This window comes from Mesonia sediminis (assembly GCF_042684705.1).
Classification (GTDB): Bacteria; Bacteroidota; Bacteroidia; order Flavobacteriales; family Flavobacteriaceae; genus Mesonia; species Mesonia sediminis.
Genome location: NZ_JBHULZ010000006.1, coordinates 14,180 through 29,704, shown reverse-complemented (window position 1 = coordinate 29,704; position 15,525 = coordinate 14,180). Strand labels below are relative to the sequence as shown.

The following is a 15,525-nucleotide window of genomic DNA, read 5'->3' as shown; positions in this document are numbered from 1 at the left end:
CGAATCATTGAATAATTGACTTATATCGAGTATATTTGCAACGTTTTTTTCACAATAAAAAAAATTGCTATGGATTTTAAGCTTACAGAAGAGCACCTGATGATACGCGATGCCGCAAGGGATTTCGCTAAAAATGAATTATTACCCGGCGTAATTGAGCGCGATGAAAAACAACTTTTCCCAACCGAACAAGTTAAGAAGATGGGAGAACTAGGCTTTTTAGGTATGATGGTTTCTCCAGAGTACGGAGGGGGCGGTATGGATACCGTTTCTTACGTTTTAGCTATGGAAGAGCTTTCAAAAATAGACGCCTCAGCATCTGTTATCGTTTCGGTTAACAACTCATTGGTTTGCTGGGGACTAGAAACTTTCGGTACCGAAGAGCAAAAGCAGAAATACCTAACCAAATTAGCCACTGGCGAATCGATTGGAGCTTTTTGTTTAAGCGAACCCGAAGCAGGTAGCGATGCCACTTCACAACGCACCACAGCTATAGATAAAGGAGACCATTACGTATTAAACGGGACCAAGAACTGGATTACCAATGGGAACAGTGCCGATTACTACTTGGTAATAGCACAAACCGATCGCGAGAAAAAGCACAAAGGAATCAATGCCTTTATCGTTGAAAAAGGTTGGGAAGGTTTTGAAGTGGGACCTAAAGAACAAAAATTAGGAATCCGCGGAAGCGATACGCACACCCTAAACTTTAACGATGTAAAGGTTCCTAAAGAGAATAGAATTGGAGAAGATGGTTTTGGATTTACCTTTGCGATGAAAACCCTATCGGGAGGACGCATTGGTATTGCCGCACAAGCTTTAGGTATTGCCAGCGGAGCTTATGAATTGGCCCGTGAGTACTCTAAAATCCGTAAGGCATTTGGCACCGAAATTTGCAACCACCAAGCTATCGCTTTTAAGTTGGCCGATATGTATACGGAGATTGCTGCTGCTAGACACCTTGTTATGCAAGCGGCTTGGGATAAAGATATGGGGAATAACTATGATATGAGCGGAGCAATGGCTAAGCTTTATGCTTCAAAAGTAGCTATGGATACTACGGTAGAAGCGGTTCAAATTCACGGAGGAAACGGTTATGTTAAAGAGTACCACGTTGAGCGTTTAATGCGTGACGCTAAAATTACCCAGATATACGAAGGAACTTCTGAAATCCAGAAAATTGTAATTTCAAGAGGACTGTTAAGAGATTAATCAAATCTATACCATATAAGAAAAACCTGTAGCCAAACTACAGGTTTTTTTTGTTAATAATTTCCTTATAACTATCCACAAAACTACCGCTTATCGGCAAAAGCACCTTTTCAACGAATAGTTTATAATAGTGTAGCTTGAACGTTGGCATTGCCTTAATTTCGCAACTTTCTAAAACTAAAAAAAACACCTAATATGGCAAAAAATTACCTTTTTGTACTAGGCTTTTTATGCAGTACTTTACTAAGTATTCATGCCCAAGTAACCGGCGTTTACACCGATTACCAAGGCTACTGGCATTCTTCATCAAACAATAAAAACCCTAATAAGCCTGCCAATTCGCATAATTTGATTGGCTTCACCCATAATGGAATAACTTATTCTACTGGAGTGAATGATGCCTTATTAACCATCCAAGGAGTAAACTTTACACCAGAAAATTATCGAGCTTTACCCGTAGCAACTTTAAACAGCATTAACGGTAGTAGCCAGTTTGTAGGTTTAGGTCAGTTGCATGATGGTATAGATAATGGTGTCAACAACAGTAACACTCAACCTTTTGAAGCCATCACTAACGGAACCCAAGCTGCGTATTTCTTGACTGATGGAATCCAAGGTTTAGACCTGGGTACAGGAATTGCCAATATCCCGAGCGGAGCTTCTACTTTTTTCAAGTTAAGTAGCAACGGCATAGATCCTAACAAAATCAATGACAATACACCCGACATTTTAATCGCTACTATCGCTACTCCTGGCGGTGGATCCGATCAAATTCGGTTTAAAGATGCATCAGGAAATATAGTAGGAAATGCTGTTCAAATCAATTTAAATAGCAATAGTAATTTCCCTGTAGTAGCCGATTGGGTGGCTGATTTTTATGAATTTAACAGTACACAAAACTCATCGGGTTTTCATAAAACAGAACGAGGAATACGTTTTTTTGCTGCTGAATTAAGCCAATTTGGTATCACCAACAGTAACTACCAGCAAGTTACTCAGGTTGAATATATTCCTAGCGGTAACTCAGACCCCGCCTTCTTAGCTTATAACGAACAAGCTATTGGGGTGGCCAGTCAATTGGTAATAGACAGCCAACCTACAAGTTCTAAATGCGACGGTAGCCTAGACTCTTCAGTACAAGTACGTATTGCCGACTTTAACGGTGCTACTGTACAACAAGCAGGTTACGCAATAAAGGCCAGTATGTACTCAGGAAGTGGTAATTTATTAGGTACACTTACTCAAAACACAAACGCTAGCGGTATTGCGACTTTTAACGATCTAGCTTTTGAGGTAGGCGGCGACCACCAGATTATTTTTGAATATACCAGTTTAGATGCAGCGATCTCGGCTACTATAGAAGAAGCTACCGGATGTAGCGATTTAACGTGGACAGGTGCCGTAAACAACAATTGGGAAAATACTGGGAATTGGAGTCAGGCGATTATTCCAAACGCTAATTATAATGTTATTATCCCAACTGGTTTAACCAACTACCCTAGTTTAAGTAAAAACACGGGTGCGAAAAACCTCACACTTGGTGATGGAGCAAGCATAGATTTAAACGGTTTCCTATTTAATATTGAAGAAGTAATCAATCTGGACAACAATGCTAGCATCGCAGGTAGCCAACCTGGTTCTGTTCTTCATTTTTCTGGAGAAAACCCTCAAACTTTACCCGACAATTTATTGCAAAATGGCGAATTAGCTAACTTGCATTTAGAAAACCCAGCTGGTTTAACGATAAATCAAGACCTACGCCTTTTAGAAACACTAAAAGTAATCAGCGGAAGCTTAACCACCAACGACAAGCTAACGCTGGCTTGCCAATTTACCAGTCCAGGAGTAAGCACAGGGATGGCTCAAGTAGCACCGATTGGCACTTCTGGAAGTATAAGCGGTAATTTGATCGCTGAACAATGTTTTCCTGGCAGACGCGCATTTAGACTGATAAGCGCACCATTAAGCACCAGTGTTTTGTCTAGCAACAACAGTATTCACTATTTCTGGCAAGAAAATGCTTCTGCTTATAACAATAACCCTAATCCTGGTTATGGTACGCATATTACCGGTACCACGGCAGATCAAACCAATGGTTTTGACTACACCCCTAGCGGAAATCCTTCGATGTTTGAATTCAACAATATCAGTCAGACTTGGAGTCCTATCGCCAACACGAATAACACCAGCCTTAACGCAGGTGACGCTTATCGGATTTTAATCCGCGGAAGTAGAGGACTAGACGTTACCAAAAACACCGCAATCCCAAACGATACTAAATTACGTACTCGAGGGGAGTTGTTTTCTGGAGAAACTACACTTACAGGATTCAATAGCACAGCAGGCAGTTTTAACTTTTTTGGGAATCCATACCCCGCTGCAGTAGATATGCGCAAGGTACTGAACAGTCCGAAAACTAAAAACGCGGGTCGTTTTATTTATATTTACGATCCGAACTTAGGAGGAAATGCCGATGCCAACCCAGACAGTTCTACCTTAGGAGGACGTGGCGGATTTGTAACATTAGATGCCGATGACTTCTCAGCTTCGGTTGACCCTAATGTACAAGGAAATCAAAATACAGATGCGAATCTGTTTTTACAACCTATGCAAGCTGCCTTTTTTGTAACTGCAAACCAAGGCACAGCTCCCAAATTAAATTTTCAAGAGAGTTTTAAAGCAGTTGACGAGCCCGCTACAGCCGTATTTAGACCAGCGGCTTCTCACAGCAGCATACAAATAAATTTATACCGTCAACAAGCTTTCTTAAATGGAGAAACTCCGCTAGACGGATTGAAAATAAAATTTGGCGCCAACTTCAACAACCCTATCGATGCTTATGATGCACCAAAGTTATTTAATCTAGATGAAAGCATTTCACGTTTTGAACAAGGCCAATATATTGCTATAGAAAGTAGAGCCTTACCAACAGCTCAAGAAAACCTGACATTAGCACTTACCAATTACCGTGCAAAACACTATGTATTGCAAATTCATGTGGGAGAGCTTGACCAGAGCGTGTATTTAGAAGACAATTATTTAGGCACCCAACAAATCTTGCAGAAAGGCGAGAATACTATTGCTTTTCAAGTAGACGATCAGGTTGCAGCTAGTACAGACCCTTTACGTTTTGCTTTGGTTACCGATAAACGCTTAGGTACAAAACTTAATGCGTGGCAAACAGCAAGTGTTTATCCAAATCCTTTAAGCGGAAATATGCTGCAGATAGATTTTGACCAACCTAGCACTACCCCCGTGAGTATTGCTATTTATAATTTACTTGGTCAGCGTATATATCAGCAACAGCTTAACCAACATACTGGTAAAGTAAGCCTAACCGATTTAAAGCTTACCTCTGGTTTATACTTGATAGAAATTCTAGATGTAGAAACGCAAAGCAAGCAGCAAATCAAACTGCTTAAAAACTAGTTCAGAAGAACTTATTTGGCTTTTAAAAAACCGCTTACCCCTTTGTGGTAAGCGGTTTTTTTTGTTTTTCTTAAACGATAAAATGCAAGTAATTCCTTTTAACGACAAGCCAAATACCCTTCAACGAGTAAAAAAGCCGATTTAACGAATTATCGGCGTTTAAGTTTCATTTACAAGGAGTTGCCCTTAATTTTGTTAAGACAAATAATAGAGAACCATTAGCATTTTAATTCTAACTTATCACTGTTGAGATGCTAATCGTTTAGGTTTACAAAATACACCTAACACCATTTGACCTATGAAAAACACCTTAAGAAAAACCACCGCAATATTGGCCTTTGCCATTTTATCACTTACTTCATTCAAGGCAGCAGCTCAGTTTCCTCCCGGCTTCGGAAATAATGATGATGTAGACGACGAAACACCTGCAGCTCCCATAGACGGTCTTGTAGCTCTTGGTTTTATAGCCGGTGGCTATTTGGGCTTTAAAAAATTACGCAAGTAATTTATCACCTAACCTTTAAAACCGATTATTATGAAGAAATATTTACCCAAAAATTTATTTATACTCGTCCATACGCTTTTGTTTATCGGCTTGACCGCACAGGCTCAAGAAGGCCCTGGTGGGGTAGGCGATGCCTTAAGCAACCCGTTTTGGTTTGCTGCCGATGCAATTGAAGGATTAAACAATAGTGACCCTGTAGCCAGTTGGTCGAATTTAGGTGGCGATCCCGAGGTGGCCGCTCAATCTACCGCAAATAGACGTCCTAGCTATTTGATCAACCAGATCAACGGTTTGCCTGCACTTTCTTTTGCTACTAATGATTATTTAGATATAGCCGATAACAATTCGCTTAACCAAAATGGTCCCTTTAGCAGTCGTACTTTTTCATTGGTTGTACGCACAGGAAGTGATGTAACCGCCCGTCAAGTGATTTATGAAGAAGGGGGAACGGTACGCGGTTTAAACATTTATATAGATAACGGTGAATTATATTTTGGCGGATGGAATGTAAACAATGATGGTACCGATGCACCTTGGGGTTTCGTTTCTACCAAAACAAGCATTACAGCCAACACCAATTATGTAATCAGTTTTCGCTTTGCAGGTAATACCTCAAAAACAGGAACGCTTGAGGCCTATGTTAATGGAAGTTTAGTGGGTACTTTGAATAATATCGGTAGATTATACAACCATAACCCTGCTGTATTGGGGGCTCAGGCTAATGATAGTTACTATCATGATGGTTCAGACAGCGCCAATAGCACCCATTTCTTTACCGGTTTAATGGCGGAGTTCATCATTTACAATCAGGCACTTAACCAAGCCGAGCGTCGCTTGGTTGAAAATTACTTGGCTTCGAAATACAGCATTAACCTAAGCGCCAACAACTACAACGACAACGATTTAGCTGCTAATGGAAATTTCGACTTTCATTCGGTAGGTATTGCACGCATCAACGCTACAGCGACTTCTTTAAGCTCGAACCGAGGAACAGGAATTGTTTTGTTAGAAAATAATACTTTGACTGATGGCGATTACTTGATCTTAAGTAGCGATCAAATCGATAATTTAGCTTTAGAGAACAGCAGCCAGGGATGCAGCCTTCAAAGCAGAGATTTATATAGAACACAAGCCACTTGGCGCGTTAGTAAGAATGGTAGTTTCAATAACACCACGGTTAAAATTGATGTGACTGATTTCCTTTACGGATTCGATCCGGTGAACGATGTTCAACTTGAAGTGTCAACCAATGCGTCTTTTAGCAGTTCAACTACTTATGCTGCCAGTGGGTCTAATGCTAATATTATTTCTTTTAACAACATCAGTTTGAATGATGGTGAGTATGTGAAATTTGTCTTACCCTCCGCAACTATGGGAGCGGCTTTACCGGGTGGGGTGAGTAATCTGGCTACTACCAAATTTTGGTGGAGAGCCAGCAGTATTGATCAAGCGAACAATACACCTGTTGCTTCTTGGACCAACGAGGGAAGCAATAATGAAGATGCCGAGCAAACCAATGCTGGCAACCGACCACAATACAGAACCAACCAAATGAACGCTTACCCTGCCGTTGATTTTGGAAATACCAATACTTATTTAAACATCCCTAACAATAACGACATCAATTTAGGGGGTCCTTTTAACGAGCGTACTTTTACTATGGCTTTTGAAACCGGAAGCGATGTTAGCAGTCGTCAAGTTTTATATGAAGAAGGGGGAAATACCCGAAACCTACATATGCTTATCGATGCTGGAAACTTAATTGTAGGCGGATTTAATAATAGTAACAGCGACGGACCAGGGGACAACTGGGTAGACAAGCAAATTAGCACTGCTATTACTGCCAATACACGTTATGTAGTGAGTTTTGTTTATGCCGGGGGCCATAACGGTAGTGGCACTGCCAACGGAATTTTTAGAATGTATTTGAACGGTGCATTAATCAATAGTGTTAATGGAGTAGGATTAATCTACGCACATTCAGGCAATATAAGCATAGGTGGTCACACTGATACCGTTAAAATGAATGGAACAAATGGCTCTGGCAACTATTTCTCTGGAAAAATTGCCGAATTTGCTATCCATGCCAGCGATTTACCCCAAAGTCCTATTTTACTCTTACATAATTATTTAGCGGCAAAATACGATATTAACCTAAGCGCCAACGATGGCTATGCATTTGATACACCTGCTAACGGTGATTTTGATCATGACTTAGTAGGTTTATACAACGTAAATCAAACGAAAACCGATAGTCAATTCGGTACGGGTATTGTACAAATCAACAACCCATCCGCTTTAAGCGCAAATGAATTTTTATTAATCGCTGCCAATAGTAATGATTATAGCGAATTAAATACATCCGATTTAGCTTGTAACTCGAATACTGCCGACAACCAAAGACTAAACACCTTATGGCGCGTAAGCGAACTAGGTGATGTAGGTACGGTAGATTTAAATTTAGATCTAAGCAACTTAGCCTTACCGGCTAATGGCTTCACTACAATTGAATTGTTAATCAGTAGCGATGCTGCTTTTACCAGCCCTACAAGCAATAGCGCTAACACACTAACCTGTTCGCAGGCCAGTTTTAGCGGTGTAAACTTTAGTAATGCTGATTATTTCACATTCCGTATTAACGGTCTAGAGCCGATAACATGGGACGGTTCACAATACCTTTACGGATCAGGTTTAAATCAGGCCCCAGGCCTACAAGATGCTGGACGTAAATTTGTGGTGCAAGCTGGAAGTACAGCGAACCTTAACCAAGATGCACAAGTGGGTTGTATGCGTATTGTTAGCGGAGCAAACCTAACAGTGGCTAATGGGATAAATTTATCACTTACAGGAAATATTGACAATCAAGGGAGCTTAAACGCTAATGAAGCCAGTCTAAGTTTCGATGGCGAAAACCTACAGATAATCAGCGGTAATCAAAGCTTAAGCGCGGGTGAGCTAAGCATCAACAATACCGCCGGAGTTGAGATTGCCAACGATCCCAACCTAGAGGTGCGTATTCAAGAGGTATTGCGCATCAATCAAGGTAACTTAGCAACCAATGGAAAATTGGTTCTAGCTTGCCAATTCACAGATCTTTCTCAGCGTGTAGCTCAAATAGCCGATTTATCTGGCGGTAATATAACGGGTGAAATAATGACCGAGCAATGTATTCCTGCAAAACGTGCTTTTAGGTTGGTTACTTCACCAGTGACTACCACTACAAGCATTCATGCTAACTGGCAAGAAGGTGCTAACGCTTGGAATAATAACCCCAACCCTGGCTATGGTACGCATATAACAGGAACTCTTGTTGATCAAGACAATGGTTTTGACGTTACACCAAGTGGAAATCCGTCGTTGTTCCTGTTCAATAACGCAAGTCAACAATGGGCAGCAATAGGCAACACCAATACCAATACACTTACTGCGGGTGCGCCTTTACGCTTGATGGTACGCGGTGACCGAAGCACAGACATTACCATAAATGCAGCCGTACCTAGAAATACAATATTGCGTGCAAAAGGAACGATAAATGCTGGAGATTATACGCACGGAAGCGATTTCAACAATACATTAGATGCTTTCAATTTCTTTGGTAATCCATATCCTGCCGCTGTAAATATGATGCTTGTATTCGATGACATAAATACAACCAACCTTAAAAATGGGTATTATATTTGGGATCCGCAATTGAATGGTACCAATGGACGTGGAGCCTTTGTAACCATCGATACGGATACCGGAAGCCCAGTACCAGCTGGCTCACAAGCCAACCAGTTTTTACAACCGGGCCAAGCTGCTTTTGTGGTAACCAGTAATCAAAATACAACCCCTAGTTTACAGTTCAAGGAGGCTTATAAAAATGTAGACGTAGCCCAAACTACGGTATTCAGTTCTACCAATGCTGCGTCTAGTTTAGACATCAGCCTCTTTGCTCAAGATGCTTACCTCAACCAAAGCACCGCAAGTGATGGAATCCGTATCAAATGGGATGTTAACTACTCGAGTGGTTATGGTACTGAAGATTTACCTAAGTTTGGAAACTTAGATGAGAATTTAGCCGTAATCAACGGGCAGTTTTACACGGCAATTGACCGTAGAGATTTACCCCAACAAGGTGAAAGTATTCCATTGTTTATCAATCAATACCGTCAATCTAGCTACGTATTGAAGTTTGACTTTGAGAATTTACCACAACGTGAGTTAATCTTGATTGATCATTATAAGAACAAACAAATCAGCATTCAGCAAAACGGACAAATATATGCTTTTAGCGTGGATAGCAATTTACCAGCAAGTATAGATGCCAATCGTTTTGAGTTGCAATTTGGTCGTACACTAGGCGATATAAGCTTAACACAAGCTGATTTAAGTATGTATCCTAATCCGGTGAACGGCGAAAACCTAAACCTGCTTTTACCTAACAATTTATCTGGCAACTTAGAAGTTGAAGTAACCGATATACTTGGTAAAACAGTATTAGTGCGCAACTTGGACACTCAAGAAAATCAAGCACAAGTTTCGGTTCAAAACTTACCTGCGGGTATCTACTTAGTTCGCGTGATACATCAAGCTAGTCAATCACAATGGGTACAAAAATTAATTAAAGAATAATAAATCTATATGAGAAAACTTGGTTTACTCCTCAGTTTTTTACTTACAACAACTTGGTCGATAGGTCTGCACGCACAATGTGCAGACGACACGACCGACCCCACACCGGGAGATTTTATCAACAATCAATGGACTGTCTATGCTTACAACCTTGTTTCAGTAGGCAGTAGCGAGCCGGCTTTTAACCAAAGAGATTATAGCGATTACCGCGGCTATTATATAGACGCCGGTTATGGCACGGGTAATTTGAGCTTTGACTCGCGCCAGTCCTTTGCCGCTAATCAAAGTCCCAGTAATGTAACAGGTTATACAGGTTGTAACGTTACGTCAAACAATCATATGGTAAGTTACAAACGTAAAGGCTTTCCAAATGACACCTATACCTTATCTATCACAAGTGCCCCAGGTCAACCTTCTGGACAAGCCCATGATGATAATGTATGGATAATAATAGATGGCAGTGTTGTTTTTCAACACGATGGATGCTGTGATACCCATGCCAATGTATGGTCTGGTAATTTAGATGCAAATTCTGAAGTAGAATACGTTTGGATAGAACGCCCAGGAAATTCGTATGGTGCTTTACAGGTTGAACCAGTAAGCAATCCTAGCTTAACTTATGGCACTGACGAATGGCATGTAAGCGTTTATAGCGACAAAGCTTTTAGTGTATTAGAAGGTTATTACACAGAGACCAATCTAAGCTTTGACACCGCCGACCGTTGGTCAGATAATGATACCCCATCTAATGCAAATGCTACCAGTGGTGCGGCCTATTCAGGTGATCCCGTAAGCAATGACAACCACTCCTATACCTATGCGCGTGAGGGTTTCCCTTGCGGCATATATCAAATTGACATTACACGTCACGATGATGATGTGCGTTTAATAGTAGACGGCGAGTTGGTGTATAGCAGCAATAGCTGGGATAACCGCAATGGTGTTCCCAACGTTTGGCAAGGTTACCTCGGTGCTAGTTCTAAAATTTCCTTTTCTATTGTTGAGGATGCAGGAGCTTCACGAGGTGCATTAAGCTTTGTGCCCATAGCGGTGCCAAGTAGCGGTAATAATATGGTAATTTGGACAGGTGCCATCGATAGCGATGTCTCAAAAGCTGGAAACTGGTGTGTAGATGATCCTTCATTGGTAACCGAACCAGAATTACATATACCAGCCAATGTGCCCAATTTTCCTAATTTCAATGTGAGTTTTAATGCTAAAGATGTTAATATCTATTCTGAGGCAAACATGAGCATTACTAATACCTTGACCCTATCGGGGAACCTGAATAATGAAGGAGGTATCATCAATTCTGAAAGTGGACAATTAAATTTTGACGATGCAGGGAATGCTGCTGCTCAAAATATAAATGGTGCAGGTTTTGAAATAGGCTCAATTAACTTAGCGGGAGATCTTAATCTTAGCACTTCTACTCCTATTCGTTTGTTAAATAATTTAACTTTCACCAATACGGCGAACCTAACTACTAATGATAATTTAGTCTTGGCTTGTCGCTTTAATGATGCCGCCAATCGTGTAGCTCAAATAGGAGAATTGGTAAGCGGTAGCAGTGTCACTGGTAATGTGATTACCGAACAATGTATTCCTGCACGTCGTGCCTTTAGATTAGTAAGTTCTCCAGTAAGCACTACCACGAGCATTCATGATAACTGGCAGGAAGGAGCCAATGCTTGGAACAATGACCCTAATCCCGGTTACGGAACGCATATCACAGGAACCAATTCAGATCAGACCAATGGTTTTGACCTTACACCAAGTGGGAATCCTTCCTTGTTCTTGTTCAACAATAGCAGTCAGCAATGGTCGGCTATAGACAATACCGACATCAATACACTTAGTGCAGGAGAACCCTTACGTTTAATGGTGCGTGGTGACCGTTCTACTGACATAACGAACAATGCTGCTGCACCTAGCAATACCATCTTACGAGCAACTGGAAGCATACTAAGCGGAGATGTATTATACAACACTCAATTTAACCAAAATGCCGATGCCTTTAATTTCTTTGGTAACCCATACCCCGCAGCCGTAGATATGGGAATGGTTTTGAATGATGCTGCAACCACTAACCTAAAGCAAGATTATATTGTTTGGGATGCACAGATGGGGGTACGCGGAGCATTTGTATCTATAGATATGGATGATGGTTCAGCAATTGATGGGGCTACCGGTTCTGCTGCCAATCAATTCTTACAGCCAGGTCAAGCAGCTTTTGTGGTCACTCAAACAACAGGAGTTACTCCTACAATGATGTTTAAAGAGGCTTATAAAAATATAAATCAGGCACAAACTGCCGTGTTTAGCACAGGAAATGATATACCGAGTTTAACACTACAACTCTATACACAAAATCAATTCTTGAATCAAGAAAAACCCCGTGATGCCATACGCATCAAATGGGATTCGCAATACAGCAACGCGTATGCAGGAGAAGACTTACCTAAGTTTGGTAATTTAGATGAAAATATAGCGGTTGTAAATGGACAGGCATACACGAGTATCGATCGTAGAAGCATGCCACAAACGGGAGAGACCATTCCACTATTTGTGAATCAATACCGAGAAAACCAGTACAGTCTTCAATTTACTTTCGAAAGTTTACCAGGGTTAAACCTGTATTTAGTAGACCAGTATAAAAACAAGGAGATTCTGGTGAGCAAAAACGACCAGGTTTATAATTTTAGTGTAGACAGTAGTTTACCCGGCAGCATTGCTCAAGATAGGTTCTATTTTAAATGGGGCAGCCAGCTAAGTATTGATGAAGAAACTGCAAGCGTATATAAAATATACCCAGTACCGGCACATAACCTATTGAACTTGCAGCTAGATCTAGGTAAAAGCCAAGCCCGTCAAGTACAGGTGTATAATATGCTAGGACAAAAATTAATTCAACAGAATATTGATAAAAACCAGTCCACGTATAGCCTAGATTTAAGCAAACTACAGACAGGAAATTATGTACTGGTATTGATTGACAATAATGGCCAAAACCTATACCGTGAGCAGTTTATAAAAAATTAAAATAAGATATTTAACGAAAATTTTAAATTAAATAAAACAGATTTATCTAGATTTGTTCGATAAGATGTAAGTTTCCTTTAATAAAAGGGCAAATTGTTTTAACACTATAAAAACTATATTATCTTTGCTTTATCTTACAAGTAACCTAAACACTATGAAGAAAATTACTTTATTATTCGCTTTGGCCTTATTGGGCACACAAGCACAAGCACAAGAAACAAAGGACCAAGATTATAACCATTGGTCGATTGAAGCAGGTTTCGGAATGACCGAACCTGGTAGAGGTTTTGAAAATGACAACGCTGGGGCAGACTATAACTCCTCTTTCACCAACTCTTTAGGCGGTGAACTAGCAGTACGTTATATGATCAACGATAAGTTTGGTCTTAAATTAGGAGGTCACTACAGTAAGATTAGTGAAGACGATGAGTCTTTGGCTTTTGAAACCACTTACTCACGTGCCACCTTAGAGGCTGTTGCCAATTTAGGTTCTGTTTTAGGCTTTAGAGAGTGGACAAACGGTTTCAACTTACTTTTCCACGCTGGGGGTGGGGTTGCTTTTTACCAATTTGGTGACGATGCCATCTACGCCGATGAAAACGACTCTTCTCCTGTATTTATGGCGGGAATTACGCCTCAGATTCGTTTAAGCGATCGTGTAGCGCTTTATGCCGATGTAACTTATGCTGGGCACCTAGGACAATCTTATACTTGGGAAGGTAACCAACAAATGAACACTATTCGTTCTTTTGAATCGGAAGCTTTAACCGCGGCTATTGGTATTCAGGTGTACCTAGGAAAACACAGTAAACATGCTGATTGGGTAGACATCATCAACCAAAAAGAATTAACTCAAGAATTAGACAGCATCCAGAATCGTTTAAGTAAAATCGAAGACGATATGCTAGATTCAGATATGGATGGTGTACCTAACTACTTAGATCGTGAGCCTAACACTACTAATGGTGTAGCCGTAGATTCTAACGGTAGAGCGGTAGACACCAACAACAATGGTATTCCAGATGAATTAGAAGCTTCTTTAGAAAAGCGTTACATGACCAAGGAGAAAGCTGAGGCGATGAACGCTGGTTCAGGAACTATCAAGTCTTTGATCAACGATGGTTATGTAAACGTATATTTCGAATTCAACAGCACCAACCCAGAAGTATACTCGTATGAGGCTATCAACTATTTGATTACCTATATGCGCCAGAATCCTTCTGCAAAAGCAAGCTTAACAGGATATGCTGATGAAATTGGTAATCCACAATACAACTTAGATTTATCTAAGCGAAGAGCCAAGAAAGTTTATGATATTTTAGTAGCTTCTGGAATAAGCGAAGATCGCTTAAGCCACGACGGTGAGGGAATTGACGATTCAGTTGATAAGTCTTCTTCAGAAGCAAGACAATTGGTACGTCGCGTTACCTTTAAATTACACTAAGCCTAAGCGCTTTAGTTTATAAATAAAAAAACAGCTCCAATTTAGGAGCTGTTTTTTTATATTCGCTACTTTATTATAATTTAAATTAAAAACTATGCCTTCTGCTTCACCCAAACATTTGGTGGTATTTGGTACCCGCCCCGAAGCCATTAAAATGGCCCCTGTAGTAAAAGCCCTACAAGGAGAAAAGCAATTCATCACCAAGGTATGTGTAACCGCACAACATCGAGAAATGCTCGATCAAGTATTGCAGTTCTTTGAGATTCAAGCCGATTACGATTTGGATATCATGAAACCCAATCAGAACCTTTCCGGTTTAACCGCCGATATCATCACCCAAATGCAAGCTGTATTTGAAGATTTTAAACCCGATTATGTATACGTGCATGGTGACACCACTACCAGCATGGCCGCTGCACTTGCTGCTTTCTATGCGGGCATTGAGGTTTGCCATATCGAAGCTGGGCTGCGCACACATAACAAATGGTCGCCTTTCCCTGAGGAAATGAACCGACAATTGACTGGCCGCTTAACCGATTTTCACTTTGCCCCTACCCCAACTTCTAAAGCTAATTTATTGCAAGAGAATATTGCCGAAAGTCAAATTTGTGTGACAGGTAATACGGTAATCGATGCACTACTGATGAGTACCGAGCAGGTGAAAAGCTATAGTGATGCGCATATTCAACAACTTGCCGCTTGGCTAGACCCAAATAAAAAGTGTATTTTAATCACCGGCCATCGCCGAGAAAATCACGGCCAAGGCTTTGAGAACATCTGTAAAGCCTTAAAATCTTTAGCAGAAGAATTTTCAGATAGCGTCCAATTGGTTTATCCGGTACACCTCAACCCTAAGGTAAAGGAACCCGTACACCGACTTTTAGGACAAATACCTAATATACTATTGATTGAGCCGCTAGACTACCCGGCCTTTGTTTGGTTGATGAATCGGTCTCATTTAATTATTACCGATAGCGGTGGCGTTCAAGAAGAGGCGCCTAGTTTGGGCAAACCAGTATTGGTAATGCGTGATACCACCGAGCGTCCAGAAGCCGTAGAAGCTGGCACCGTTATTTTAGTGGGCACGGAGGAAGACAAAATTGTAAGCGAAGCAAAAAAACTATTAACCGATCCCGAAAGCTATGCTAACATGAGTAAGCTGCATAACCCTTACGGGGATGGTAAAGCGGCCAATCGCATTGTAGCCTTTATGCGGGAACAAACACCAACGGCATAAAAAAAACCGCCTTAACCTATAGTTTATCAAATAATAAACACC

Annotated in this window: 7 protein-coding genes; all 7 read left to right on the top strand. The window is 40.7% G+C overall.

Going from position 1 to position 15,525, the window contains the following annotated elements:
• Positions 1-69: 69 nt before the first annotated feature.
• The 7 genes from ACFSQ0_RS01215 (at position 70) to wecB (ending at position 15,483) form a co-directional block, all read left to right on the top strand.
• Positions 70-1,212 carry an acyl-CoA dehydrogenase gene (locus tag ACFSQ0_RS01215; protein WP_379043008.1) on the top strand — a complete coding sequence of 381 codons (1,143 nt, stop codon included), beginning with the start codon at positions 70-72 and terminating at the stop codon, positions 1,210-1,212.
• 195 nt (positions 1,213-1,407) lie between these two features.
• Complete coding sequence (locus ACFSQ0_RS01210; RefSeq protein WP_379043005.1) at positions 1,408-4,641, top strand: T9SS type A sorting domain-containing protein; 3,234 nt, start codon at positions 1,408-1,410, stop codon at positions 4,639-4,641.
• A 298-nt stretch (positions 4,642-4,939) separates the two neighbouring features.
• The gene (locus ACFSQ0_RS01205; RefSeq protein ID WP_379043003.1) at positions 4,940-5,146 is read left to right on the top strand and encodes a hypothetical protein; all 207 of its coding nucleotides are present in this window, start codon (positions 4,940-4,942) and stop codon (positions 5,144-5,146) included.
• A 30-nt stretch (positions 5,147-5,176) separates the two neighbouring features.
• Positions 5,177-9,760 (top strand): T9SS type A sorting domain-containing protein, encoded by a 4,584-nt coding sequence (locus ACFSQ0_RS01200; protein WP_379043000.1) that lies wholly within the window; start codon positions 5,177-5,179, stop codon positions 9,758-9,760.
• Positions 9,761-9,769: 9 nt separating this feature from the next.
• Positions 9,770-12,802, top strand: a complete 3,033-nt coding sequence (locus ACFSQ0_RS01195; RefSeq protein WP_379042997.1) for a T9SS type A sorting domain-containing protein — start codon at positions 9,770-9,772, stop codon at positions 12,800-12,802.
• Between the two features lie 154 nt (positions 12,803-12,956).
• On the top strand, positions 12,957-14,246 hold the full coding sequence (locus ACFSQ0_RS01190; protein WP_379042994.1) for an OmpA family protein: 1,290 nt from the start codon (positions 12,957-12,959) through the stop codon (positions 14,244-14,246).
• A gap of 94 nt (positions 14,247-14,340) precedes the next feature.
• Positions 14,341-15,483, top strand: coding sequence for a non-hydrolyzing UDP-N-acetylglucosamine 2-epimerase (gene wecB, locus ACFSQ0_RS01185; protein WP_379042991.1), 1,143 nt, complete (start codon positions 14,341-14,343; stop codon positions 15,481-15,483).
• Positions 15,484-15,525: the final 42 nt, after the last annotated feature.

Bases quoted from the DNA above. Each gene is read 5' to 3' on its own strand.
- ACFSQ0_RS01200 (WP_379043000.1), top strand. From the start codon at position 5,177: ATGAAGAAATATTTACCCAAAAATTTATTTATACTCGTCCATACGCTT.
- wecB (WP_379042991.1), top strand. From the start codon at position 14,341: ATGCCTTCTGCTTCACCCAAACATTTGGTGGTATTTGGTACCCGCCCC.
- ACFSQ0_RS01205 (WP_379043003.1), top strand. From the start codon at position 4,940: ATGAAAAACACCTTAAGAAAAACCACCGCAATATTGGCCTTTGCCATT.
- ACFSQ0_RS01215 (WP_379043008.1), top strand. From the start codon at position 70: ATGGATTTTAAGCTTACAGAAGAGCACCTGATGATACGCGATGCCGCA.
- ACFSQ0_RS01190 (WP_379042994.1), top strand. From the start codon at position 12,957: ATGAAGAAAATTACTTTATTATTCGCTTTGGCCTTATTGGGCACACAA.
- ACFSQ0_RS01195 (WP_379042997.1), top strand. From the start codon at position 9,770: ATGAGAAAACTTGGTTTACTCCTCAGTTTTTTACTTACAACAACTTGG.
- ACFSQ0_RS01210 (WP_379043005.1), top strand. From the start codon at position 1,408: ATGGCAAAAAATTACCTTTTTGTACTAGGCTTTTTATGCAGTACTTTA.